Genomic DNA, 24,204 nt, shown 5'->3' with positions numbered 1-24,204 from the left:
ATTTTTGCTGTGCAGTCTTACAACCGCTCGATCTTCCGCGCTGCCTCATCGAGGATCGCCGCAATTTCGTGCGGCAGATCGTCTGTGGTCTCGCCTTCGCGCAGCCGGCCCATCAGAGCCGTCTTGAGATTGCCCATGGCGCGGCGGACCGGGCCACTGTTGGATCGATGCTGCTCGGCGCCAAGGCTGGCGAGCCGGTCCATCAGGCCGCCGATTTCTTCGGCCTTCTCGGCAAGATGAGCCTCGCCTGCGGGGGTAATCGCGTACAGCTTGCGCGCCCCTTCGCTCTCGCTGTCGGCGATGAGGTCCATCTCCGCCAGCAGGGTGAGCGTGGGATAAACGACGCCGGGGCTGGGCGCATAAGCTCTGCCGGTCAGTTCCTCGATCGCACGGATGAGGTCATAGCCGTGGCGCGGCCCCTCGCCGATCAATTTGAGCAACACGAGTCGCAACTCGCCGCCATCGAACAGGCGTCCGCGTCCGCGACGGCCACCGCGCGGACCGCCATGACCGCCCTGCCCGTCCCACTCTGCGCCGCCCCAGCCGCCGCCAAAACGACCGCCCCGGCCCATCATGGCCTTGAGCGCGTGACGGTGCCCATTCGGGCCGCACCGTCCATGTGTGCGTGTGTGAAACATCAAAGATTCAATCCTTCCAAAATTTAGATTGATCTAAGATATATCTTAGACTGATTTCCACAAGGTCCTTTTGCAATTTTTTTGAGCGTGCCCGCGAATGGCCCGCAATGCGATGCAAGCTGCCCCGTGCAACCGGTGACGGGCCGACCTATATGAGTCCGCATGTCTGATCTCTTCGGCGGCCTTGCCGCCGCCTCCAGCCCTGCCGAGCCTCGCGCGGATGCGCCGCTGGCCGATCGTCTGCGCCCGCGCACGCTCGATGACGTGGTCGGGCAAGACCACCTCACCGGTGCTGATGGCGCCATCGGGCGCATGGTGGAGGCGGGACGGCTCTCCTCAATGATCCTGTGGGGACCGCCAGGCACCGGCAAGACCACGCTGGCGCGCCTGCTGGCCGAAGCGGTGGACATGCGCTTTGCGCCGATCTCCGCGGTCTTTTCCGGCGTGGCGGACCTCAAAGCTGCCTTTGCGGCCGCGCGCGATGCCGCCCGCGCCGGGCAACGCACGCTTCTGTTCGTGGATGAAATCCATCGCTTCAATCGCGCACAGCAGGATGGCTTTCTGCCTTATGTCGAGGATGGCACCGTCACGCTGGTCGGCGCCACCACAGAAAATCCGAGCTTCGCTCTCAACGCGGCGCTGCTCAGCCGCGCGCAGGTGCTCATCCTGCGCCGGCTGGACGAAGCCGCGCTCGATACGTTGATCTCGCGCGCGGAAGCGTTGACTGGTGCACCGCTGCCGCTCACCGACGATGCCCGCGCCGCGCTCGTGGCTTCGGCTGACGGTGATGGCCGCTTCCTGCTCAATCAGGTGGAGACGCTGCAGGGTATCGGCCTCACCGAGCCGCTGGACCCGGCGGGTCTCGCCGCCCTGCTCCACCGCCGGATGCCGGTCTATGACAAGGATCGCGACGGGCATTACAATCTGATTTCCGCGCTCCACAAGGCGCTGCGCGGCTCCGATCCGCAGGCCGCGCTCTATTATCTCGCGCGGATGCTGGTTGCCGGAGAGGAACCGCTTTACGTCCTGCGCCGGCTGGTGCGCTTCGCCAGCGAAGATGTCGGCCTGGCCGACCCACAGGCGCTCACCCAATGCCTCGCCGCCAAGGATGCATACGAGTTCCTCGGCTCGCCCGAGGGCGAACTGGCGATCGTGCAAGCCTGCCTGTATCTCGCGACCGCGCCCAAATCCAACGCCGCCTACAAGGCGCAAAAAGCGGCCTTTGCCAGCGCCAAACAAACCGGATCGCTGATGCCGCCCGCGAACATCCTCAATGCGCCGACCAAGCTCATGAAGGAGATCGGCTATGGCAAGGGCTATAGCTACGATCATGATGTGGAAGGCGGCTTCTCAGGCGACAATTACTGGCCCGAGGAGATGGCGCCGCAGACCTTTTACGCGCCCACCGAGCGCGGGTTCGAGAAGCGGATCGCCGAGCGCATCGCCTGGTGGGATGAGCGTCGGCGCGACTTGCGCGGTGACTGATCCCACCCGCCACCCGTGAGCCGCTTCCGCCATTTCGCCGCAATCGACTGGTCGGGCGCACAGGGGCCGCGACAGCCGGGCATTGCCGTCGCCATCTGCGACGCGGATAGCGGCGCTGGCCCGGCGCTGGTCCGCCCCGGCCACATCTGGTCACGCCCCGACGTGCTCGACTGGATGCGCCGCGACATGCCGCGCGAGACGTTGGTCGGCCTTGATCTCGGCCCGTCCCTGCCCTTCGCCGATAAGGGCGCCTTCTTCCCAGGCTGGGACCGTTCCCCGCCCGACGCCCGCCAGCTCTGGGCATTGGTCGAAGACATCTGCGCCGATGAGCCGCATCTGGGGGCCGGCGCCTTTGTCGATCACCCAGAGGCCGCGCGGCATTTCCGGCGCCATGGGGGCCGGGAGGGCGATCTGTTCGGTGGCGGACGCGGGCGTTTGCGCCAGACCGAGTTGGCCCAGCAGGCACAGGGCCTCAATCCCTGCAGCAACCTCAATCTCGTCGGCGCCGCGCAGGTCGGCAAATCCAGCCTGACCGGGATGCGGGTGCTGCACCGTATCCAGGCGGACATGCCGGTCTGGCCGTTCGATGCCGACCCCGGCTCAGGCAGTCTGATCGTGGAAATTTATACGAGCCTTGCCGCGCTCGCCGCCGGCAAGCGCAAGGGCCAGACCAAGGTTCGCGAGGCCGAATTGGATGCCTGCCTTGCGCGGCTCGCCAGCGGGCCGCATGTGCGGTTCACCGGCCGATACAGCGACCATGCCACCGATGCGCTGCTCAGCGCGGCCTGGCTGCGGCTGGTGCATCGCGAGCCGGCCCTGTGGGCACCACAGGCGCTGACGCCGGAACTGGCGCGGACGGAAGGCTGGACCTTCGGCGTGCTTTGACGCGCAGACGACCGCGCGGCCGGCCGAGCTAAACTATCACCCCTGCAAAGATCGCTTGATTGCCGGTGCCGCACCTCCCGGCTTAAACCCCTTTTGTCCGGAATGACGGGCGGCGCTGCCGCCTCCAGCCCGGAACGCGGCTTTTGATGTTTGTCAGCTTGCTCCGCGTCACCAACCGCTAAAGCGCACGAATCCCACGCGACAACGCCGGCTTCGTGCTCCGTACTGGAGAAACGATATGGCTATCCGTTCCATTCCCCGCCGTAACCGTAATCATGCCCAGCGAGCCGGCCGCGCGCTGACGCCCCTTCCGCATCCAAGCTGGCGACTGGCGCCTGCGGCCCCGCACGACTCGCCGCCCCTCGCCAGTGCCAGTGACTTCTGGTCGCGCGTCGGCCTCTGACACTCATTTCGAGAGGCCAATGACGATGACGATGAAGCGCGCGCTTGTGATTCGGCACGTCCCCCATGAGGGCATGGCGGGATATCGGGAGCCGGTGGAAGCGGCCGGCTATGCGATCCACCGGATCGATGTGACCGACCCCGCCTTCGCCACGCTCGACCTGCGAGAACCCGATCTGCTCATCATGATGGGCGGGCCGATGGGGGTGTATGAGCAGGATCGCTATCCGTGGATCGCCTGCCAGCTGCGCCGCCTGGCGCTGCGGCTGGCGGCCGACCGCCCCACGCTCGGCGTGTGCTTCGGCGCGCAGATGATCGCGGCGGCGCTCGGCGCGAAGGTTTATCCCGGCCCGGTCAAGGAGGTCGGCTTTCATTCGGTCAAGGTCAACGATGCCGGCCGCACCGGCCCGCTCTCTCATCTTGTCGACGTGCCGGTTCTGCACTGGCACGGCGACACGTTCACCCTGCCGGAAGGCACCCAACTGCTTGCGTCCAGCGACCGCTACACGCATCAGGCCTTCCGGCGGGGACAACATCTGCTTGCCTTGCAATTCCATGCCGAGATGGTCGAGGATGCGCGCTTCTACCAGTGGATGGAGGAATGGCCGGAGGCTGCGGCGGAATCCGGCAGCTGCAACGACAGCCTGCGCGCCGCCCATGATCGGCTCGGACCTCGGGCCGTCTCCGCCGGGCGCGCCATGCTCGGCGACTGGCTGGCGGGACTGAAAGCGGCCGCGTGATTGCGCCCGCATGGTCGTCACATCACCAGTCTGACCAGCGCGCGGGCCATGCGTGCACACCGCCTTTTGCAAGCCTCTCGCAACAACGCGATCCAGCGGTTTGCGCTTGCCAGCCGCGCAAAAAATAGGCAGTAACACAAACGAATTTCAGCAACGAAAGAAGACTTGGGAGACCCGCGCGCATGAGAGACGCCAAAGCCGATCGGCTGGACGAGATCATCGCGAGCCATAGCCGCCGCGAAGGGCCTCTTCTCCCCATCCTCCATGACGTGCAGGCCGAGTTCGGCTGCGTGGACGAGGCGTCCAAGCGCCAGATCGCCCTCGCGCTCAACCTGAGCCGCGCCGAAGTGCATGGCGTGGTGAGCTTTTATCATGATTTTACCGCCGAGCCCAAGGCGGCGCCGGTGCTCAAGCTGTGCCGTGCGGAATCCTGCAAGGCACGCGGCGTCGAAGCTCTGGTCGATGGCGCGGTTGCCGCGGCCAGCGAGCGCGTGAAGATTGAAACCATTTATTGCCTCGGCCTGTGCAGCGTCGGCCCCAATGCGATGATCGGCAATGCCGTTCACGCCCGGCTGGACGCGCCCAAGCTCGAGAAGCTGATCCGGGAGATTGCCTGACATGGTCATGGTGCGCATTTCCGACGACGCGCTGGCCATCGCCTGCGGTGCCGACGCGGTTGCCGATGCCTTTGCAAGGGCGGGCGCGACCGTCGAGCGGGTTTCGAGCTGGGGAATGCAGTGGCTTGAGCCGCTGGTGGAGATCGACGGTAAGGGCTTCGGCCCGGCAACGGCCGATGATGTTGCGGCGATTCTGGACGGCTCGTCGCCGCTCGGCATCGGCGTGATTGCCGAGCATCCGTTCATTGCCAAGCAGCAGCGGCTGACCTTCGCCCGCGCCGGCAAGACGCGCCCGACCGAGCTTGCGGACTATGAAGCGACCGGCGGCTGGAAAGGCCTCGCCCGCGCCCGCGAGATCGGCGCCGAGGCGACGGTCGAGGAAGTCGTGGCCTCGGGCCTGCGCGGTCGCGGTGGCGCCGGCTTCCCCACCGGCATCAAGTGGCGCACCGTCGCGGCTGCGGTGGCGGACCAGAAATATATCGTCTGCAATGCCGACGAAGGCGACAGCGCGACTTTTGCCGACCGTATGCTGATGGAGGGCGACCCCTATTGCCTGATCGAGGGCATGGCGATTGCCGGCCTCGCGACCGGCGCGACCAAGGGTTATATCTACGTCCGCTCGGAATATCCCCACGCCATCGCCAAGCTGGAAGAAGCGATCCGCCGCAGCGCGCATCTCGTTGCGCCGTTCGTGCTGGAAGTCCGCGTCGGTGCCGGCGCCTATGTGTGCGGTGAGGAAACCTCGCTGCTCAACAGCCTGGAAGGCAAGCGCGGCGAAGTGCGGGCCAAGCCGCCGATCCCGGCGCTGGTCGGCCTGTTCGGCAAGCCCACCATCGTCAACAATGTGCTCAGCCTCGCGGCTGTGCCTTACATTCTGGCCAAGGGCGCCAAGGCCTATGCCGATTATGGCATGGGTCGCTCGCGGGGCACGATGCCGATCCAGCTTGCCGGCAACATCAAGCATGGCGGCCTGTATGAAACGGCGTTCGGCATCACGCTTGGCCAGCTCGTCAACGAGATTGGCGGCGGCACGGACGACGGCTCGCCGGTCAAGGCCGCACAGGTTGGCGGTCCGCTCGGTGCCTATCTGCACCCGGACCAGTTCGACATTCCGTTCGACTATGAGGCTTATGCCGCCGTCGATGCGCTGATCGGCCATGGTGGTATCACCGTGTTCGGCGAGGGCGCGGACATGGCCGGCATGGCGCGCTTCGCCATGGAATTCTGCGCGGCGGAAAGCTGCGGCAAGTGCACGCCCTGCCGCATCGGCTCGGTACGCGGCAAGGAACTGATTGACCGGATCATGGCGCGCGTGCCGCGCCAGCGCGATACGCTCGAGGGTCTTCCGCAGATGCACAACGCCCCCACCGCGCCGCGCAGCCTGGAGGACGAGATCGTCCTGCTGGAAGATCTGTGCGAGACGATGAAGTTCGGTTCGCTCTGCGCTCTAGGCGGCTTTACGCCCTATCCGGTGATGAGCGCGCTCAAGCACTGGCCCGAGGATTTCGGCGCCCGTCAGAGCCTCCCCGAGGCGGCTGAATGAGCTGCTGCGTCGGCCTGCTTCCCCTCGATCGCGCGGCCGTTCTCGGCGCAGTGATCGCTGGCGGCAAGTCGACGCGCTTCGGCAGTGACAAGGCCGTGGCAACCTTTCACGGTCGCGCCCTGATCGATCACGCCATCGACGCCGTGGCCGTGCATGGCGCGCAGACCATCGTGGTCGGTCGCGAGCATGACGGCGCGGCCAGTATCGCCGACCAGCCCGCCGCGCACATGGGGCCGCTGGCCGGACTCGCTGCGGCCTTGCTCGAAGCACAGGCGCGCGGGCTCCCCGCCGTGCTGAGCGTGCCGTGCGATGCCATCGATCTGCCGCAAGACCTCTTGCAGCGCCTGTCGCCATACCCAGCTTATGTCGAGAGCCTGCCGGTGATCGGCCTGTGGCCCGCCTCGGCGGCCGGCGACGCGCTCGACATCCTCAAGAGCGAGGGCGTGCATTCGATGAAGGCCTTCGCGAACCGTATTTCCGCGCGCGCCGTGCAATTGCCGCGCGAACCTGTTAATATCAACACTGCTGCTGACCTGGAGAGAGTTGAACGTCATGGGCTATGAACCTCAGGCCGATTTCGGCACGCCCGCTTCCACATCGGAGAAGATGGTCACGCTGACCATCGACGGTCGCTCCGTCACCGTTCCGGAAGGCACGAGCGTGATGCGCGCGGCTGCCGAATGCGGCGGCGACATTCCCAAACTCTGCGCCACAGACAGCGTGAAGAGCTTCGGCTCCTGCCGCCTCTGCCTGGTCGAGGTCGACGGGATGCGCGGCACCCCCGCTTCCTGCACCACGCCGGCGATGGACGGCATGACCGTTCACACCCAGACCCCGCGCCTGCAGAAGCTGCGCAAGGGCGTGATGGAGCTCTACATCTCCGATCACCCGCTGGACTGCCTGACCTGCTCGGACAATGGCGACTGCGAACTGCAGGACAATGCCGCCGCCGTCGGCCTCCGCGATGTGCGTTATGGCTACACGGGCGACAATCATCTGGGTCTCCAGAAGGACACGTCCAACCCCTATTTCGATTTCGACCCCAGCAAGTGCATCGTCTGCTCGCGCTGCGTGCGCGCCTGTGACGAAGTGCAGGGCACCTTCGCGCTCACGATCGATGGCCGCGGCTTCGGCTCCATGGTGTCTGCGGGTGTCGCGTCCGACGATTTCCTCTCCTCCGAATGCGTGTCATGCGGCGCCTGTGTGCAGGCCTGCCCCACCGCCACGCTTCAGGAAAAGGCGATGGTCGAGATCGGCAAGCCCGAGCGGGCCGTCGTCACCACCTGCGCCTATTGCGGCGTCGGCTGCACCTTCCGCGCGGAAATGCGCGGCGAGCAGCTGGTGCGCATGGTGCCGTGGAAGGACGGCAAGGCCAATCGCGGCCATAGCTGCGTCAAGGGCCGCTTCGCCTGGGGCTATGCCAACCATCAGGACCGCATCACCCAACCGATGATCCGCAAGAGCGTGGATGATCCCTGGCAGGTGGTGAGCTGGGACGAGGCGATTTCCTACGCCGCATCCGAACTCAAGCGCATCAAGGCCGCCCACGGTGCGCGCGCATTGGGCGGCATCACGTCGTCACGCTGCACCAATGAGGAAACCTTCCTGGTGCAGAAGCTGATCCGCGCAGGTTTTGGCTCCAACAATACCGACACCTGCGCCCGCGTCTGTCACTCGCCGACCGGCTATGGCCTGAAGACGACCTTCGGCACCTCCGCCGGCACGCAGGATTTCGACAGCGTGATGGACAGCGACGTCATCCTGATCATCGGCGCCAACCCGACGGACGGCCACCCGGTGTTCGCGAGCCGGATGAAGCGCCGGCTGCGTCAGGGCGCCAAGCTGATCGTCATCGATCCGCGCCGGACGGACATGGTCAAGTCGCCACACATCGCCGCGCAGCACCATCTTGCGCTGCAGCCCGGCACCAACGTCGCCGTGCTCACTGCCATGGCGCATGTGATCGTCACCGAAGGTCTCGCTGACGAGGCGTTCATCCGCGAGCGTTGCGACTGGGACGAGTATCAGGACTGGGCCGCCTTCGTTTCGCAGGAGCGCAACAGCCCTGAGACGTTGGAGCCCGTCACCCGCGTGCCCGCCGAGGAATTGCGCGGCGCGGCCCGCCTGTTCGCGACTGGCGGTAATGGCGCCATCTATTATGGCCTTGGCGTCACCGAGCATAGCCAGGGCAGCTCGACGGTGATGGCCATCGCCAACCTTGCGATGGTAACCGGCAATATCGGGCGCCGCGGCGTAGGCGTGAACCCGCTGCGTGGTCAGAACAACGTGCAGGGCGCTTGCGACATGGGCAGCTTCCCGCACGAATTGCCCGGCTATCGCCACATCAGCGACGATGAAACGCGCGAGCTGTTCGAGGCGGACTGGGGCGTGACCCTGGATGCCGAGCCGGGCCTGCGCATCCCCAATATGCTGGACGCCGCGATCGACGGCACGTTCCGCGCGATCTATATCCAAGGCGAGGACATCCTTCAGTCCGACCCCAATACCGCGCATGTCGCGGCGGGCCTCAAGGCGATGGAGTGCGTCATCGTGCAGGACCTGTTCCTGAACGAAACGGCGAACTACGCGCATATCTTCCTGCCCGGTTCGACCTTCCTTGAAAAGAACGGCACCTTCACCAATGCAGAGCGGCGCATCCAGCCGGTCCGCAAGGTCATGGAGCCCGCCAATGGCTATGCCGACTGGGAGATCACGCAGCTTCTCGCCAATGCCATGGATCTTGGCTGGAACTACGAGCACCCCAGCGAAATCCTCGCCGAAATCGCCCGTTTGACGCCGTCATTCGCAGGCGTATCTTGGGCGCGTCTGGAGCGCGAGGGATCGCTGCAGTGGCCGGTTAAGGACGAGACGCATGAAGGTTCGCCGATCATGCACGTCGAAGGCTTTGTGCGCGGCAAGGGCAAGTTCGTCGTCACGGATTATGTGCCGACCGACGAGAAGACCGGCCCGCGCTTCCCGCTGTTGCTCACCACCGGCCGCATCCTCAGCCAGTATAATGTCGGCGCGCAGACACGGCGCACCGGCAACACGGCCTGGCACCCTGAGGATCTACTGGAAATCCATCCGACCGATGCCGAGAATCGCGGCCTCAAGGATGGCGACTGGGTAAAGCTCTCCAGCCGCACCGGCGAGACGACGCTGCGGGCGACGATCACTGAGCGGGTGGCACCGGGCGTGGTCTACACCACCTTCCACCACCCCGCCACGCAGGCCAATGTCGTGACCACCGAATATTCGGACTGGGCCACCAACTGCCCCGAATACAAGGTGACAGCTGTCCAGATCACGCCCTCCAACGGCCCGACCGATTGGCAGGAGGATTATAACAGCTGGTCCGAGCGCTCGCGGCGGATCGTGGCCAGCCTGACGGCTGAAGCGGCGGAGTAAGCATCATGGAAGCCAGCCGCCTCATCTACATGGCGAACCAGATCGCGCGGAATTTCGAAGCGTTGGGCCACGATCAGGCGGCCCTCGCCACCGCCGACCATATCAAGATGTATTGGGATCCGCGGATGCTCGCGGGCATCAAGGCCGTCGACCCCGCCGACATGTCGCCGCTCGCCGCGCGCGCCATCGCCATGGTGGATGGGCCGGTGCCGCACATGACGCGGGCCACCGAATTCGCGAGCGCGGATGAGAACGATCCTGGCTACAACGACGCCGGCTGACCTCGTCGCCCTTCGACCGGATGGCTCAAGCCGTCCGGTTGCGCGCCCCTTTGCGCCGGAAGTGCCGGTCGCGCTGGAATATAACGGCCTTTCCTATGCTGTGATGATGGCCAGTCCGTTTGATCTGGACGACTTCATCACCGGCTTCGCACTGACTGAAGGTCTGGCTGCGCAACCGGGCGATGTCACTGGCATCGATATCGTCGAGACCGATCTCGGTTGGATCGCGCGTGCGACCATCACCTCACTGGCGCTAGAAAAGCTCGAAGAGCGCGTGCGCACGCGCGTGGCCGAGTCGAGCTGTGGCTTGTGCGGCATCGATAATCTGGAAGCCGTTTCGCGTGCCCTCCCCCCGGTCGCCGCGCATGAGGCGCTCTCACCGGCGGCGATCTTCGCCGCTCTGCAGGGCCTGCGTGCGCATCAGCCCGGCAATCGCGCCACAGGCGGGATGCACGCCGCTGCCTTTGTCGCGCCGGATGGCGCCATCCTGATGGCCCGCGAGGATGTCGGCCGGCACAATGCACTGGACAAGCTCGTCGGCGCCATGGCCCGCGCAGGGCAGACGATGGACACCGGCTTTGTGCTTTCCACGGCGCGCTGCAGCTATGAGATCGTGGAGAAAACGGTCCGCGCCGGCGCCCACACCCTTGTGACCATCTCGGTCCCAACCAGCATGGCGGCAGCGCGGGCCGAGACTGCGGGCCTCTCGCTCTATGCGCTGGCCCGGCCGGACGAAGTGCTCCGCGTCACGGCGGGCTGACCGCCTCGACCCCCTGCCCTCGTCACATCAGTCAGTATCTGACGATCCACCGCCCCGCATAGAGGGGGCGGCGGACCCAGATCTCAGGCCTTGGCCTCGGCTTGAGCAATCGCATCGCCATCGCGCATCGGCAGCAACAGCAGCATGAAGATGGCGCATACCGAGCCAAGGCTCATGATGAGCGATACGGTGAGCAACTCGCCCTTGCCAAGCACGTCGAAGAGCAGCCCGGCGACGATGGGCGAGCCAGCCGCGCCGGCGCGCCCCACGCCGAGGACGAAGCCCGTACCCGTGGCGCGAGCATAAGCCGGGAAGCCCCGCGCGAAGGCGGCATAGAAGCCCACAATGGCCGCGTTGAGGAAGAACATCGACAGGAATGCCGCCACGCGCCATTCACCCAGCTCGCCATGCCCCATGCCGAACCATGCCACCGCAACCACGCCGGCAATCATCATGGCAATCGTCGGCCCCTTGATGTCCCATTTCTTGAGCAGGAAGCCGAACAGACCGCCGCCAATCGCACCGCCGATATTTGCCCATGTGAGCGTGCTGGCGGCATCCGCCTGCGAGAAGCCGGAATCCGCGACGATCTGCACTGCGAACTTGAGGATGTAGTAGAAGGTGAGCGTGTGGAACATGTAGCCGAAGGCCAACAGCCAGGTGACCTTGCGCAGGCCCGGCTTGGACAGGATGTCGGTGACCTTGGGCTGCGGTCCTTCCGTACGCAGCGGCGGCAGTGCCTCGATGGTCCGCTTACGCAGCGCGCGGAGCGAGCGGTTGACCTTCTCGATCACGTTCGCGGGCCGGCGCGCGGCGTAGAATGCAGGCGTCTCCGGCACGAGGAAGAAGACCAGCGGGATCATGATGGCGGTCACCACCGCGCCGAACATGAACACCGCGCGCCAATCATATTCCACCAGCAGCCAGCTTTGCGCGGCAAAGCCGCCCACCACGCCGCCAATCGGGTAGCCGATGACGTAAAGCGCCATGGCGAGGCTGCGCGAGGACTTGCTGGTCGATTCCGCCGTCACGGCGTTGGTCGCCGCCAGCATCCCGCCGATACCGAGGCCGGTGACGAAGCGCCACACTGTCAGGAGCGTCACACCGGTCGCGGCATGGGCCAGATACATGCCGATCGCCATGACGACGAGGCAGATCAGCATCGTGTCCTTGCGGCCGATGCGGTCTGCGACACCACCGAGGATGACCGAGCCGAAGCCCATGCCGACCAGCTCGGCCGAGAGGACGATGCCCAGCGCCGAGCGCGGAATGCCCCATTCCGCCGAAATGCCCGGCGCCGCAAAGGCGCTCGACAGCACGTCGAAACCGTCCAGCGCGTTCAGCAGGATCATCAAGACCACGACAATCCACTGCCGAACGGACATCGGCGACTCATTAATGATCTCAACAGGATCAGACGATGACATGGTTGGGCTTTCCTCTCCAGGCAGTGGACCGCATCGGCGACCTCACAGGCCGAATCTACTCGTGAATACGGCGCAATAACTCGATGAGCAACGTGGCTTCTTTCTTGGTGAAACGGGACTTGAGCCACTGCTCATGCTCGTCGATGCAGCGCCGCGCGTCGCTAAGGGCCGCCTGCCCGTCCGCAGTCAGCGTCAGCGTCTGCCGGCGCCGGTCCAGCGTGGACGCGCCGCGCACCAGCAGGCCGCGCGCTTCCAACCGGTTGATGATCGCCATCGTCGTCGCCCGGTCCATTTGCAGGCGGCGGCCGATATCGGCCTGCGCGATGTGCGGATGGTCGCTGATCAGCCAGAGGACGGAGACCATCTTCTGCGTCAGGCCAAGCTCGGAAAAAGTCTCGGTGAAATGGCGGTAGGCCGCGCCATGGGCAAGGCGGATGTGGAACCCGATAATGTCGTCGATCGCGCCGATATCATCGTCGATCTGCGCGGGCGCAGGCGATGGCGTCGCACTTCCACCACCCTTGGCGGCCACAAGAGGACGTTGACGTGCGCGTGCTTCCAAAATCTTTACCCCCGAGAACCGGAACGGTTCGGCCATTGATTAAGCAATGGGAATTGCCCAATTGGTATGCATAGCATACAAACCTGCGCAAGAGGAGCAAGCTATGGCGCAATTCCCCAATACCCCCGCTTTCACAGGTTTCAACAGCCCGTCTCGCATCGAATGCGACATTCCGAATCTCGTGCATGAGGGCACGATTCCCCCCGAGCTGAATGGCGCCTTCTTCCGCGTGCAGCCGGACCCGCAATTCCCGCCCCGCCTGGGCGATGACATCAGCTTCAACGGCGATGGCATGATCACGCGCTTCCACATTCATGATGGCCAGTGCGACATCAAGCAGCGCTGGGCCAAGACGGCCAAGTGGAAGCTGGAGAACGAGGCCGGCAAGGCGCTCTTCGGTGCCTATCGCAATCCGCTGACGGACGATGAGTCCGTCAAGGGCGAGTATCGCTCGACCGCGAACACCAACGCCTTCGTGTTCGCCGGTAAGCTCTGGGCCATGAAGGAGGACAGCCCGTCCCTCGTCATGGAGCCGGACACGATGGAAACCATCGGCTTCGAGAAGTTCGGCGGTAAGATGACCGGCCAGACCTTCACCGCGCACCCCAAGATCGACCCGCACACGGGCAACATGGTTGCCATCGGTTATGCGGCGAGCGGCCTGTGCTCCGACGATGTGTGTCTGTATGAGGTCAGCGCTGAGGGCGAACTGGTCCGCGAACTGTGGTTCAAGGCACCCTATTACTGCATGATGCACGATTTCGGCGTGACCAAGGATTATCTGGTCCTGCACATCGTGCCCTCGATCGGCAGCTGGGAGCGCCTGGAGAAGGGCCTGCCGCACTTCGGCTTCGACACCACCCTGCCCGTCTACCTCGGCATCATCCCGCGCCGTGACGATGTGAAGCAGGAAGACATCCGCTGGTTCAAGCGCGACAATTGCTTCGCGTCGCATGTGATGAACGCCTATCAGGACGGCACCAAGGTCCATATCGACGTGCCGGAAGCGGCGAACAACATGTTCCCCTTCTTCCCGGACGTGCATGGCGCGCCCTTCAACCCGCAGCAGGCGGCGAGCTACCTCACCCGCTGGACGGTCGACATGGCGTCCAACAGCGACGAGTTCGATAGCGTCACCCGCCTCACGGAGACGTCGGGCGAATTCCCCCGGATCGACGACCGCGTCACCGGCCTGCCCTATCGCTATGGCTGGATGCTGGAGATGGACATGAAGCGTCCCGTCGAGCTCAAGGGCGGCAGCGCCGGCGGCTTCCTGATGAACTGCCTGTTCCTGATCGACCACCAGACCGGCAAGGAGCAGCACTGGTGGTGCGGCCCCACCTCCTCGTTGCAGGAGCCGGCCTTCGTGCCCCGCTCCAAAGACGCGCCCGAAGGCGATGGCTGGATCGTGCAGGTCTGCAATCGCCTGGCCGACCACAAGAGCGACCTGCTGATCTTCGAAGCGCTGGACATCGAGAAGGGACCGGTCGCCACGATCCACATCCCCTTCGCGCTGCGCTTTGGCCTGCACGGCAACTGGGCCAGCGCGGACCAGATCGGCTTGGAACGCGAAGCCGCCTGACACTAGCGATCATCCAGCCACAGCCCCGGCCCGCGCTCATGCGTGCGCGCCGGGGCTGCCGCCTCACACTTCAAGTCTCAAGGAAGCACGTTCATGATTCAGCCCGGCCTGGAATTCGTCTATGAAGCCGGCGGCGATCTCGGCGCGCCGGTGCCGCTCGGCAACACCGTCGATGGCACCCGCCGCATCATCCCCATCTTCGAGGGCGGCCGGGTCGAAGGCCCGCTCATCAAGGGCAAGCTGCTCGGCAATGCCGCCGACTTCCAGCTCACCCGGCCGGACGGCGTCACCGTCGCCGACGCCCTTTACGCGCTGCAGACCGATGACGGCGTCGTCATCCAGATCCGCAATCGTGGCCTGCGCCATGGCCCGCCCGATGTGATGGCGCGACTGGCGGCAGGCGATGAGGTCGATCCGGCGGATTATTATTTCCGCACCGTGCCGGAATTCATCGCGCCGGAAGGCAAATATGACTGGATGAACCGCAGCATCTTCGTCTGCTCGGGCGCGCGCTACAAGGCGGGCATCAAATTGTGGGTCTGGCGCGTCACCTGATCCCCAAGCGCCCCGCCCGCCACCGGTTGCGTAGCGGGGGTGCCGATCCCATCTTGCATCGATGACCAAACTCAGCTTCCTCGACCTCGTCAACGTTGTCGAAGGCGAAAGCGCCGGCGATGCGATCAAGCGCGTCGGCCCGCTCGCCGCCCATGCCGAAGCACTCGGCTATCATCGCTACTGGATCGCCGAACATCACGGCATGGCCGGCGTGGCGGCAGCGGCCACCTCGCTCATCATCGCCGAGGCCGGGCGAGCGACCAAGACCATCCGCGTCGGCTCGGGCGGCATCATGCTGCCCAATCACTCGCCCTATATCATCGCCGAGCAGTTCGGCACGCTGGATGCGCTCTTCCCCGGCCGTGTCGATCTTGGCCTGGGTCGCGCGCCCGGCGCCGATGGCCGGCTGGCCCGCGCCATCCGCCATGACACCCGGCAAGAGGCCGAGGAGTTTCCCCGCAGCGTGGTGGAATTGCGCGCTCACTTTACCGGCGAGCCTGACCTCGGCCTGCTGGCCGTGCCCGGGCGCGGCGCTCAGATCGATATGTGGATTCTGGGCTCCAGCCTGTTCGGCGCGCAACTCGCGGCGGCACTCGGGATGCCCTACGCCTTCGCCTCGCATTTCGCGCCCGATCTGCTGGATGAAGCGCTGACCATCTATCGCCGCGATTTCCGCCCGTCCGCCTCTCTGCGCGAACCCTATGCGGCGGCAGCGATGAGCGTCGTCGTTGCCGACACGGTGGCGGAGGCGGAATATGTCGCCAGCTCGATGATGCAGAACTTTGTCGCGCTGCGCACCGGTCGCCCCGGCAAGTTGCCGCCGCCGGTGGAGAATTATGTCGCGAGCCTCGATCCGTCGCTCAGCGCAATGCTGGGGCATGTCATGCAATGCAGCGCGTTCGGCACGGTCGATGATGTCGCGCGTAGCCTGCGCCAGTTCGTCAAGCGGACGCAGGTGGATGAGGTGATCGTCCACAGCCCCGCCTTCGATCCGCAGGCCCGCACCAAGTCGCTCACGCTGATCGCGCAAGCCTTCCATGAAAAGACCGAAGCCGCCTGACGCGCAGGCGGCTTCGTTTTCCGTTCAGCATTGATGCCGCACGCCGGCCGGTTCAGGCCGGTGCCAGTTCCTTCGCGTCTTCCAGGATCATTTCCGATCCCTTCTCGCCGATCATGATCGTCGCGGCATTGGTGTTGCCGGAGACGATCTTGGGCATGATCGAGGCATCGACCACGCGCAGGCCCTGAACGCCATGGACGCGCAGGCGCGCATCGACCACCGCCTTGGGGTCGCTGCCCATGCGCGCCGTGCCGACCGCATGATACAGCGTGCCGCCGGCGACCTGCGCATAGAAGAACATCTGATCGTCCGTCTCGCCGAACGGATCGGGGCCGGCCAGATATTTGGCGATTGCCGGCTGCTGCCAGATTTCGCGGATGATCTTGAGCTGCGTGACGGCCATCTGCTGGTCGATCGGGTCCTGCAGATAATTGGGCGTGATCTTGGGGGCCTGCGTGCCATCGGGCGAGCGAGCGTGGATGTGCCCGCGCGATTCCGGACGAAGCTGGCAGGGGTTGGAGGCCATGCCCGGCTCCTTCTCCAGCGCGAGCTGCTGCTTGGCGTTCAGCACTTCCAGATCCATGGACGCCGCCATGGTGTGAATCTGGATGTCCGGCGTCTCCAGCCCTTCGCGCGACCGCAGGAAGGTGCAACCATGCGCCACCGCGTAGGAAAGCAGGCCCTTACGGGTCATGCCATATTTGAGCATCTGGCCGATCAGCGGCAGGCCGCTGGCCATGGAATTGACGGACGGCGTGCCCGGCTTCAGCCGCGCCTGGCAGCCGATCATATAGTGGTCCTGCAGGTTCTCGCCGACGCCGGGCAGCTCGTGCACCAGCTTCACGCCCAGCTCCCGGACGACCCCGCCCTGCCCGATGCCGGAGATTTCCAGCAGCTTGGGGCTCTCGACCGCGCCGGCGGCGAGGATCACTTCCTTGCGCACCTTCACGCGGCGCAGGCGACCATGCTGGACGAACTCAACCCCCACCGCGCGCTTGCCCTCGAAGAGGATGCGGGTCGTCATGGCGCGCAGTTCGACCGTGAGATTGACCCGATCCATGACCGGATGGAGGAAGCCCACCGCCGTCGAGCAACGCTTGCCGTTGCGCGCGGTCATCTGGAACCAGCTCGTCCCTTCCTGATCGCCGTCGTTCAGATCATCCTTATAGGCATAGCCAGCCTCGACACAGGCATCGATGACGGCCTTGCTGATCGGGTGATGCTCGGGGAAGTCGGAGACAGCCAGCTCACCGCCCTGCGCATGGCCTTCCATGGCGCCACGGGTCTGGTCCTCGCTCTTCTTGAAATAGGGCAGCACGTCGTCCCATGCCCAGCCCTCATTGCCCATCTGACGCCAGCCATCATAGTCGGCCGACTGGCCGCGCACATAGAGCATGCCGTTAAGCGACGACGAGCCGCCGAGCACCTTGCCCTTGGGCCATTTGTGGGGGCGACCGCCCGAGCCCTCATCGACCTCGGTCTCGTACAACCAGTTGACCTTGGGATCGTTCAGCGTCTTGCCAAAACCGATCGGGATATGGATCATCATGTTGGAGCGGAACTGGCTCAATTCCCGCGTCGGGCGATCATCGCCGCCAGCCTCGAGCAGGACGACTTCCGTGCCCCGATCCGCCGAGAGCCGGTTGGCGAGAACGCATCCCGCGCTGCCCGCTCCGACGATCACGTAATCGACAGTTCTCTCGTCCGTCATGCTCTTGTCATCCTCTCATTGCACCGCGCACGTCCCCCGCGCGGCTCGACTCAGTTCTTATGACACAAAGCGCCATTTCGAACAAAGTCAACAATGAGAGGATGCTGAGCAGGTCAAAGCATCAGACAGGTTCCCCTGCATCCCGGGCGCGGACCAGAATGAGGCTCTCGTCCTTGCGGATGCGGGTGAGGAGAATGACCAGCAGGACGATGATGGGAATCGCCATCCAGTTGACGCTGAGGATCGCGGTGCGCAGATCACCCGTGGCATCCGAGATCATCCCGACCAGATAGGGCCCCATGCCGAGGCCGAAAATGGTGGAGATGATGAGATAGGTGCTTGCGGTGATGCCGCGCATGCGGGGCAGCACAAGTCCATAGATCAGCGAGTAGAGCGGCGGCATCCAGCAGGTCAGGATGACGCTGTAGAGCACGAAGCGGCTGTAGAAGCCGAACGCATCCGGCGCATGATAGGTCCAGACCCCGATGAGTGGCGAGACGCCGAGCGCGAACAGCGTGAGATACACGCGCCCGGTCGCCGGCATGGACTTGTCGAACCAGTCAGCCAGGGGCCCCGAAATCATCGGGCCGATCACGCCGATCACCAGCGAGAGCAGGCCGAAGGTGACGCCCGTCTCAGCGGGCGAAGTACCATAGGTCTGCATGATGAAGGCGGGCGTGAAGCCCATGATGCCGTAATTGATCACCGTCTGCAGCGCGCCGACCGCAATCGCGATCATCAGCGCGGGCGAGCGCACCGTCACCTGATAGGTCGGCGGATCGGCAAGCGCCAGCCGCTGCAACAGGTTGAAGATCACGATGATGCCAAAGCCCATCACACCCCATTGCAGGATGTGAGGATTGAGCGGCACGCCACCGAAACTGAGCGCCGGGCGCGGCGAGAAGGCCGAAGCCAGATGCACGAACAGCGTCATCAGGCCGACCATGAGCACCATGACGCCGATATTGGCGGTCCAGTGGCGGGCACTGGCCTTGCTGGCGGCAAGGCTCAGCAAATTGGTGCCGGGCGTCACCGCACCGAGCAGCGCGAGGCTCGAGCGGAACGGCGCCGGATCGGGCCGGGACGCGATGCCATCCATCGCGCCGCGCTGAGGCTCCTTGAGGTGCCACAGCAGCAGAGCGAGGACGAGGCCCGGAATGGACGCAACCAGAAAGGCGAACTGCCAGCCTGCCAGCCGCAGCGGCGCTTGCCCCGCCGGGTAAAGCGTTTCCCACCATTGCGCCGCGACACCGCCGACGACATTGGACATGCCAAGGCCCACCGCGATGGACGCCGCGATGGTGCCCATCACCAGGCCACGCCGGTGCTTGGGGAAATAATCGAACAGCAAGGATGTGCCGGCGGGGGATGTTGCCCCCTCGCCGATACCCACGCCCAGCCGGGAAATCGCCAGCATCGCAAAGCCGCTCGCAAAGGCCGCGAGGCCGCTCGAGAAGGACCAGAAGGCGATGGCGATGGCCAGGATGCGCGTGCGAATCCAGCCATCCGACAGGCGACCGAGCGGCAGGGAAAACAGCGCGTAGAACAGCGCGAACACCGTTCCGTACAGCAGCCCCAGCTCGGCATCGCCAATCTGCAGGTCCGCCTTGATGCGCGGCGCGAGAATGGCGAGGATGTTGCGATCCAGCAGCGACATGGCGTTGGTGAGAGCCACCAACGCCAGCGCATACCAGGCGGTGCCGGTCACCCGGCCCGACACCGGCGGGGTCGTCACAGGTTGAAGACCCGCTCGGCGTTGGTCTGCATCAGCTTCTTCTTGGCTTCTGCAGAAATGTCGAGATTGTCGTGCGTGCGCACTTCGTCAGCGACATATTCATAGGGATAATCCATCGCGTACATCACCCGGTCCTCGCCGAGCTGATCGATGCACAGCTTGATCGCCAGCGGACAGGCCATGCCGCTCGTCGTCACGCAGACATTGTTGCGCATGTAGTGGAACAGGTCGTGGTTGAGCGGCTTGAGGCGCTCGTAGCGCTTCGAGCGGACGCCAGCCTGATGCATGTAGTTCATGCGGAACAGCCAGTAGGGGATCGCCTCGCCGCCATGGCCGACGCACACGGTCAGGTTGGGATAGCGGTCAAACACACCCGTCGTCAGGATACGCAGCAGATGGTAGCCGGTCTCGACACCGAAGCCGAAGATCGCGCCATCGAGGCCAGCCTCGACCATGCCGGCGATCATCGCATCCGGCGGCGACTGCGGGTGGATGTAAAGCGGCAGATTATTGTCGGCGCAGGCCTTCAGGATGGGGTCGAACTGCTCTTCATCGAGATAGTGACCCTTGGTGTGGCTGTTGACCATCACGCCCTTGAAGCCCAGCTCGTTCTTGCCGCGTGCGATTTCCTCGACGGACCACTGCACGTCCTGCGGGACGATGGAGACCATGCCGACATAGCGCGACGGGTGGCGTTCGCAGGCGGCCTTCAGAACGTCGTTGGCATTGCGGACCAGCGTCTTGGCTTCATCGGTCTCGAATGCCTGTCCACCGGGCGATGTCAGGGAGAGAATGGCGACGTCGATTCCGGTCTCGTCCATCGCCTGAATGCGCAGATCGTCCAGATCGAGTAGTCGATCGCGAATGAACTGGGTCCGCTCGGAAGGCGACGTGCCGTAGAAACCCCAGAGCGACGTGGTAGCCTTGTCGGCCCGGCCCTCTTTGACCAGCTTCAGAAAGGCGTCGAGCTGTTCTGCCGTCGCAAAAGCCTCTTCGGTCGCGATGCGAAGATAGCCGCGATCGCCGCCGGTGTTGAGCGCGTGGGTCATGTTACTCTCCTGAGAAATGGGGAAAGAAAGCCCCGGCGCCTGCACGGGCACCGGGGCTTGTATTCTGGATCAGCCTTCGTGGACGACCTTGGTCACGAGGCAGGCGTGGAGGCCCTCGGGGCCATCCTCATGGCCGTGGCCCGACCACTTGACGCCGCCGAACGGCGAGTCCGCACCGCCGATGGCAACGCTGTTCACGCCGAGCATGCCGGTCTCGACTTCCCGCGCCACGCGGCGCTGCAGCTTGACGTCGTCCGTCCAGCTGTAAGCGGCGAGACCATAAGGCAGCCGATTGGCCTCCGCGATCATGTCGTCGACCTTGCCGAACGGATTGATGAGCGCGACCGGGCCGAACGGCTCCTCGTTCATGATCTCGGCATCGAGCGGAATTTCGCTGAGCACGGACGGGGCATAGAAGAAGCCCTGATTGCCGATGCGCTCGCCACCCGCATTGAGCTTTGCGCCGCTGCTGACCGCGCCACCGATAAGGCGCTCCATGGCATCCGGGCGACGCTCATTGGCCATCGGCCCCATCTGGATGCCATCCTCAAGGCCATTGCCGACCTTGAGCGCCTTGGCGCGGCTCGCGAACCCGTCACGGAACCGCTCGTAGACATTTTCCTGCACGATGAACCGGGTCGGCGAGACGCAGACCTGGCCGGCGTTGCGATATTTGTGGCCGACCATGACATCCAGCACGCGATCCACGTCGACATCATCGAACACCAGCACCGGGCCGTGACCGCCCAGTTCCATCGTGGTGCGCTTCAGGTCTTCGGCAGCCAGCTTGGCGAGGTGCTTGCCGATCACGGTCGAGCCGGTGAAGCTGAGCTTGCGGATGATCGGCGAAGCGAGCAGGTGGCGCGACACCTCATCGGGCACGCCGAACACGGCCTGCGCGACGTCCTTGGGCAGGCCAGCATCGAGCAGGCACTGCAGCACGCCGAGCGCGGACGCCGGGGTCTCTTCGGCAGACTTCATGATCACCGAGCAGCCCGCCGCAATCGGCGCGCCCAGCTTACGACCAGGATTGCCGAGCGGGAAGTTCCAGGGCGAGAAGGCCGCAACCGGGCCGACCGGCTCATAAGTCACCGTCGAGCGCATGCCGGCCGGGCGAACCAGCGCGCGGCCATAGAGGCGCGAAACCTCACCCGCGTAGAAATTGAACAGGCCGGCGACCATCATCACTTCGATGCGGGATTCAGGCAGGGTCTTGCCCTGCTCCATCGTGGCGATGCGAGCCAGCGTCTCCTGCCGCTCCATGAGCAGACGCGCTGCGCCGGAGAGCACGGCAGCGCGCTCCTGCGCCGTCGAGTTGCGCCAGCGATTGAACCCGCGCTGCGCGGTTTCCAGCGCGCGGTCGAGATCCGCGGTGGTGGCCAGCGGCAGCTCGCCAAGGGTCTCGCCTGTCGCAGGATTGACGATGGTCTGCGTTCGGCGATCACCGCCGGTCACGGCCTCGCCATCGATGATCATGTGCAGGGCAGGATAATTGGTCATAGCCATCCTCTCGGGACTCTCAGCGAAACAGAGTGACGCCGGACCAAAGCCCGGCGTCGCGCAATATCCCCTGTGAGAACTCAATGATGAGTCGTCAACTCCCCGCAGGCATTGCTTTGCTCACAGCCGCAGCTTCTGCTGCTTCCAGGCGCTCGATTTCCTCGCGATAGGGCTTGCACGCGCGCCACATGCTGATCGTGGCGAGTGGCAGCAGCACGAGCGCGGTGATGAAGATCGCCTGCCAGAGCCGCGCCTCATCCCGCACGACATATTGCGCCACGACGCCGATCACGAGGCTGCCCATCGCGCCGAAGAAGGTAAACATGAACAGGTACAGCGCGGTCACCTGCCCGCGCATGGCCTGCGGCGCGACCCGCTGCACGGCGGCATTCTGGGCCGGCGCGCCCGCGAGGCCGAAGAGCGTCGCCACGGCCATTGCGCCCATGGCGAGGTGCCCCGTCGGCATCAGCGGCGCGGCCAGCGTGCAGATGGTGACCGCGGTGAAACAGATCGCCGCCGTGCGAACGTTCGCGTCCTTATACTTGCGGCCGAACCACGAGACCATCAGGCCACCGAGCACGAGGCCGGCGAGCTGCGCGACCAGCAGCATGGGCGCGAGCACCGCGCCGATCTGCGCCTCGTCCATGCCATAGGTGCGCACGAGGAAGGGCACGCGCCAGAAACCGATGCCCTGGCTTTCCGTGGCGCTGAGCGCCAGCGCGATGAACAGAGGATAATAGACCATGCCTTTCGCCTGAATGCCGCGAATGGCATCGAAGCCCATGAACGTGGCGATCTTGCGGCCGAAGCTGGCCTTTTGCGGCACTGCGATCGGGTCGGCGACCGCGGCACGGCGCGCAGGCTCCTTCACCAGCAGGAACAGCAGCGCCGCCGGGAAGGACAGCAGGCCGAGGCCGATCAAGATCCACTGCCAGTTGAAGATGCGCAGGCCCCACAAGTAACTGGTATCCCAATGCGATACCGCGCCGATCATCATCCCGCCGAACAGCACGCCAAGCGTGGTGCCGCCGATGAAACCGAACTGCAGCAGCGCGAAGGCAATCGGGATTTTCTTCGGCCGGAACATGTCCACGATGAGAGAATAGGAGCCGGGGCCATGGGCCGATCCGCCCGCGCCCAGCAGCATCCGCGCCGCGATGAACTGGCCGAAGCCCTGCGCCAGACCGCTCAGCATGGTGACACCGCCCGTCACCGCCGCGCTGATCGCGAGGATCATCTTGCGCGGATAGATATCCACGAGCCGGGCCAGCGGAATGCCGACGAACACGTAGAAGATGATGCTCGCCGGGCCGCCCAATATGCCAAGTTGCGTATCGGACAGGCCGAAATCGACCTTGATCCGCTCCGCCAGCATTCCGAACACGGTGGCATCGAAAAAGCTCAGGAAGGTGGCGATGATGATGACAGTCAGCGCGAAATAGGCACGCGGGCTAGAGGGCCATTGCTGCGACGCGGCCCCAGCATCGTCGCCCGGCACGGAGTGTGCCGCCTGAGGTGCCATTGCCATGTCGTGAATTCCTCTCTGCTCGCCCTGGCGCCGCACCGGTTCCATTTCCTGCGGCTCGTTATCCTGCCAGTTTCAACCGCTGAGATTGATTCTGTCCAGCTTTAATTGCGCATGCGAGGCTCCTCGTCTAACCTCTTGCGAGCCTGCGCCATGGCGCAGGCAGAGGAGAGGACATCATTATGCCGAACGAAACCGGACGCCCGACAGCGGCGCAGGAGGATTATGCCGCCGATCGCGCCGCGATCATGCAGCTCGAAGCCGAGTATCTCATGGCGCTCGATTGGGGCGATGCCGAAAGCTACGCCGCCCTGTTCGCGCCCGAAGGCGTGCTGGAATGGGCAGGCGGCACCGCCGTCGGGCCGGAGGAAATCTACAAGGAAATCGGCGTCTACAAGCAAGCCATCAAGCAATATTATGGCGACGATGGCTCAGGCCAGCCTGTCACCCTGCGCCACTTCATCACCAATCAGGCCATCTATGTGCATGGCGATACGGCCAAGGGCGTGATCTACTGGTTCGAGGTAGCCAATAACGGCACCGGGCACACCCCGCATATCGGCAGCTACGGCCATTATGAGGACAGGATGCGCAAGGTGGATGGCGCCTGGAAGTTCGTCAGCCGCAAGATCTTCAACGAGCAATTGCCGGGCCGTCGCGCCGGCGCCGAAAATCCGGGACGCGCCGCGCGCCTTCCCTGAGTTAAGACAGAGAATGGAGGGACAAAGGCTTGTGCTCC

Annotated in this window: 22 protein-coding genes; 14 read left to right on the top strand and 8 right to left on the bottom strand. The window is 64.7% G+C overall.

Annotation, left to right across the window (positions count from 1 at the left end; all coding sequences use genetic code 11):
- Positions 1-17: 17 nt before the first annotated feature.
- Complete coding sequence (locus tag M2339_RS04620; protein ID WP_413714714.1) at positions 18-638, bottom strand: PadR family transcriptional regulator; 621 nt, start codon at positions 636-638, stop codon at positions 18-20.
- 162 nt (positions 639-800) lie between these two features.
- Between M2339_RS04620 and M2339_RS04615 the strand changes: the two genes are divergently transcribed.
- The 10 genes from M2339_RS04615 (at position 801) to fdhD (ending at position 10,759) form a co-directional block, all read left to right on the top strand.
- Positions 801-2,123 carry a replication-associated recombination protein A gene (locus M2339_RS04615; protein WP_264587339.1) on the top strand — a complete coding sequence of 441 codons (1,323 nt, stop codon included), beginning with the start codon at positions 801-803 and terminating at the stop codon, positions 2,121-2,123.
- Positions 2,124-2,138: 15 nt separating this feature from the next.
- Entirely contained in the window at positions 2,139-3,008 is an 870-nt protein-coding gene (locus M2339_RS04610; RefSeq protein ID WP_264587340.1) for a hypothetical protein, read from the top strand.
- A gap of 238 nt (positions 3,009-3,246) precedes the next feature.
- Positions 3,247-3,411, top strand: coding sequence for a hypothetical protein (locus M2339_RS04605; protein ID WP_264587341.1), 165 nt, complete (start codon positions 3,247-3,249; stop codon positions 3,409-3,411).
- Between the two features lie 31 nt (positions 3,412-3,442).
- Positions 3,443-4,150, top strand: coding sequence for a glutamine amidotransferase (locus tag M2339_RS04600; RefSeq protein WP_264588362.1), 708 nt, complete (start codon positions 3,443-3,445; stop codon positions 4,148-4,150).
- Positions 4,151-4,332: 182 nt separating this feature from the next.
- Complete coding sequence (locus M2339_RS04595) at positions 4,333-4,767, top strand: NAD(P)H-dependent oxidoreductase subunit E (protein WP_264587342.1); 435 nt, start codon at positions 4,333-4,335, stop codon at positions 4,765-4,767.
- 1 nt (position 4,768) lies between these two features.
- Entirely contained in the window at positions 4,769-6,310 is a 1,542-nt protein-coding gene (locus M2339_RS04590) for an NADH-ubiquinone oxidoreductase-F iron-sulfur binding region domain-containing protein (RefSeq protein WP_264587343.1), read from the top strand.
- 50 nt (positions 6,311-6,360) lie between these two features.
- Positions 6,361-6,873, top strand: a complete 513-nt coding sequence (locus tag M2339_RS04585) for a molybdenum cofactor guanylyltransferase (protein WP_264606167.1) — start codon at positions 6,361-6,363, stop codon at positions 6,871-6,873.
- Positions 6,863-9,718, top strand: coding sequence for a formate dehydrogenase subunit alpha (fdhF, locus tag M2339_RS04580; protein ID WP_264587345.1), 2,856 nt, complete (start codon positions 6,863-6,865; stop codon positions 9,716-9,718). Before M2339_RS04585 ends, fdhF begins: the two co-directional genes overlap by 11 nt.
- A gap of 5 nt (positions 9,719-9,723) precedes the next feature.
- Entirely contained in the window at positions 9,724-9,999 is a 276-nt protein-coding gene (locus M2339_RS04575; protein ID WP_264573033.1) for a formate dehydrogenase subunit delta, read from the top strand.
- The gene (gene fdhD / locus M2339_RS04570; protein ID WP_264587346.1) at positions 9,965-10,759 is read left to right on the top strand and encodes a formate dehydrogenase accessory sulfurtransferase FdhD; all 795 of its coding nucleotides are present in this window, start codon (positions 9,965-9,967) and stop codon (positions 10,757-10,759) included. The genes M2339_RS04575 and fdhD overlap by 35 nt, the downstream gene beginning before the upstream one ends.
- A gap of 83 nt (positions 10,760-10,842) precedes the next feature.
- On the opposite strand, the gene M2339_RS04565 is transcribed toward fdhD, so the two are convergent.
- Positions 10,843-12,144 (bottom strand): MFS transporter, encoded by a 1,302-nt coding sequence (locus M2339_RS04565; protein WP_264585222.1) that lies wholly within the window; start codon positions 12,142-12,144, stop codon positions 10,843-10,845.
- 97 nt (positions 12,145-12,241) lie between these two features.
- A complete protein-coding gene (locus M2339_RS04560) occupies positions 12,242-12,784 on the bottom strand; it encodes a MarR family winged helix-turn-helix transcriptional regulator (RefSeq protein WP_264570599.1) in 543 nt (180 codons plus the stop codon).
- A 67-nt stretch (positions 12,785-12,851) separates the two neighbouring features.
- Here M2339_RS04560 and M2339_RS04555 point away from each other — a divergent pair, with 67 nt between their 5' ends.
- From M2339_RS04555 to M2339_RS04545, 3 genes are all read left to right on the top strand, one after another.
- On the top strand, positions 12,852-14,330 hold the full coding sequence (locus tag M2339_RS04555) for a carotenoid oxygenase family protein (RefSeq protein WP_264587347.1): 1,479 nt from the start codon (positions 12,852-12,854) through the stop codon (positions 14,328-14,330).
- A 93-nt stretch (positions 14,331-14,423) separates the two neighbouring features.
- A complete protein-coding gene (locus M2339_RS04550) occupies positions 14,424-14,885 on the top strand; it encodes a DUF3237 domain-containing protein (RefSeq protein ID WP_181559904.1) in 462 nt (153 codons plus the stop codon).
- A 61-nt stretch (positions 14,886-14,946) separates the two neighbouring features.
- Positions 14,947-15,945, top strand: a complete 999-nt coding sequence (locus M2339_RS04545) for an LLM class flavin-dependent oxidoreductase (RefSeq protein WP_264587348.1) — start codon at positions 14,947-14,949, stop codon at positions 15,943-15,945.
- 52 nt (positions 15,946-15,997) lie between these two features.
- Here the strand turns inward: M2339_RS04545 and M2339_RS04540 are convergent, their stop codons facing one another.
- From M2339_RS04540 to M2339_RS04520, 5 genes are all read right to left on the bottom strand, one after another.
- Entirely contained in the window at positions 15,998-17,656 is a 1,659-nt protein-coding gene (locus M2339_RS04540; protein ID WP_264587349.1) for a GMC family oxidoreductase, read from the bottom strand.
- A 121-nt stretch (positions 17,657-17,777) separates the two neighbouring features.
- A complete protein-coding gene (locus M2339_RS04535; RefSeq protein WP_264587350.1) occupies positions 17,778-19,391 on the bottom strand; it encodes an MFS transporter in 1,614 nt (537 codons plus the stop codon).
- A complete protein-coding gene (locus M2339_RS04530) occupies positions 19,388-20,440 on the bottom strand; it encodes an amidohydrolase family protein (protein WP_264570604.1) in 1,053 nt (350 codons plus the stop codon). The genes M2339_RS04535 and M2339_RS04530 overlap by 4 nt, the downstream gene beginning before the upstream one ends.
- A gap of 69 nt (positions 20,441-20,509) precedes the next feature.
- The gene (locus tag M2339_RS04525) at positions 20,510-21,940 is read right to left on the bottom strand and encodes an NAD-dependent succinate-semialdehyde dehydrogenase (RefSeq protein ID WP_181559908.1); all 1,431 of its coding nucleotides are present in this window, start codon (positions 21,938-21,940) and stop codon (positions 20,510-20,512) included.
- A 94-nt stretch (positions 21,941-22,034) separates the two neighbouring features.
- Positions 22,035-23,468: an MFS transporter gene (locus tag M2339_RS04520; protein ID WP_264587351.1), complete on the bottom strand. Its 1,434-nt coding sequence runs from the start codon at positions 23,466-23,468 to the stop codon at positions 22,035-22,037.
- A gap of 179 nt (positions 23,469-23,647) precedes the next feature.
- Between M2339_RS04520 and M2339_RS04515 the strand changes: the two genes are divergently transcribed.
- Positions 23,648-24,166 (top strand): nuclear transport factor 2 family protein, encoded by a 519-nt coding sequence (locus M2339_RS04515; RefSeq protein ID WP_264587352.1) that lies wholly within the window; start codon positions 23,648-23,650, stop codon positions 24,164-24,166.
- Positions 24,167-24,204 lie beyond the last annotated feature (38 nt).

This window comes from Sphingobium sp. B2D3C, assembly GCF_025961835.1.
Classification (GTDB): domain Bacteria; phylum Pseudomonadota; class Alphaproteobacteria; order Sphingomonadales; family Sphingomonadaceae; genus Sphingobium.
This window is presented reverse-complemented; position numbering and strand designations above follow the sequence as displayed.

Coding starts and splice junctions, on each gene's coding strand:
- M2339_RS04515 (WP_264587352.1), top strand. CDS start 23,648: ATGCCGAACGAAACCGGACGCCCGACAGCGGCGCAGGAGGATTATGCC.
- M2339_RS04540 (WP_264587349.1), bottom strand. CDS start 17,656: ATGACGGACGAGAGAACTGTCGATTACGTGATCGTCGGAGCGGGCAGC.
- M2339_RS04575 (WP_264573033.1), top strand. CDS start 9,724: ATGGAAGCCAGCCGCCTCATCTACATGGCGAACCAGATCGCGCGGAAT.
- M2339_RS04565 (WP_264585222.1), bottom strand. CDS start 12,144: ATGTCCGTTCGGCAGTGGATTGTCGTGGTCTTGATGATCCTGCTGAAC.
- M2339_RS04600 (WP_264588362.1), top strand. CDS start 3,443: ATGAAGCGCGCGCTTGTGATTCGGCACGTCCCCCATGAGGGCATGGCG.
- fdhF (WP_264587345.1), top strand. CDS start 6,863: ATGGGCTATGAACCTCAGGCCGATTTCGGCACGCCCGCTTCCACATCG.
- M2339_RS04590 (WP_264587343.1), top strand. CDS start 4,769: ATGGTCATGGTGCGCATTTCCGACGACGCGCTGGCCATCGCCTGCGGT.
- M2339_RS04530 (WP_264570604.1), bottom strand. CDS start 20,440: ATGACCCACGCGCTCAACACCGGCGGCGATCGCGGCTATCTTCGCATC.
- M2339_RS04555 (WP_264587347.1), top strand. CDS start 12,852: ATGGCGCAATTCCCCAATACCCCCGCTTTCACAGGTTTCAACAGCCCG.
- M2339_RS04595 (WP_264587342.1), top strand. CDS start 4,333: ATGAGAGACGCCAAAGCCGATCGGCTGGACGAGATCATCGCGAGCCAT.
- M2339_RS04520 (WP_264587351.1), bottom strand. CDS start 23,468: ATGGCAATGGCACCTCAGGCGGCACACTCCGTGCCGGGCGACGATGCT.
- M2339_RS04615 (WP_264587339.1), top strand. CDS start 801: ATGTCTGATCTCTTCGGCGGCCTTGCCGCCGCCTCCAGCCCTGCCGAG.
- M2339_RS04560 (WP_264570599.1), bottom strand. CDS start 12,784: ATGGCCGAACCGTTCCGGTTCTCGGGGGTAAAGATTTTGGAAGCACGC.
- M2339_RS04525 (WP_181559908.1), bottom strand. CDS start 21,940: ATGACCAATTATCCTGCCCTGCACATGATCATCGATGGCGAGGCCGTG.
- M2339_RS04545 (WP_264587348.1), top strand. CDS start 14,947: ATGACCAAACTCAGCTTCCTCGACCTCGTCAACGTTGTCGAAGGCGAA.
- M2339_RS04605 (WP_264587341.1), top strand. CDS start 3,247: ATGGCTATCCGTTCCATTCCCCGCCGTAACCGTAATCATGCCCAGCGA.
- M2339_RS04620 (WP_413714714.1), bottom strand. CDS start 638: ATGTTTCACACACGCACACATGGACGGTGCGGCCCGAATGGGCACCGT.
- M2339_RS04550 (WP_181559904.1), top strand. CDS start 14,424: ATGATTCAGCCCGGCCTGGAATTCGTCTATGAAGCCGGCGGCGATCTC.
- fdhD (WP_264587346.1), top strand. CDS start 9,965: ATGAGAACGATCCTGGCTACAACGACGCCGGCTGACCTCGTCGCCCTT.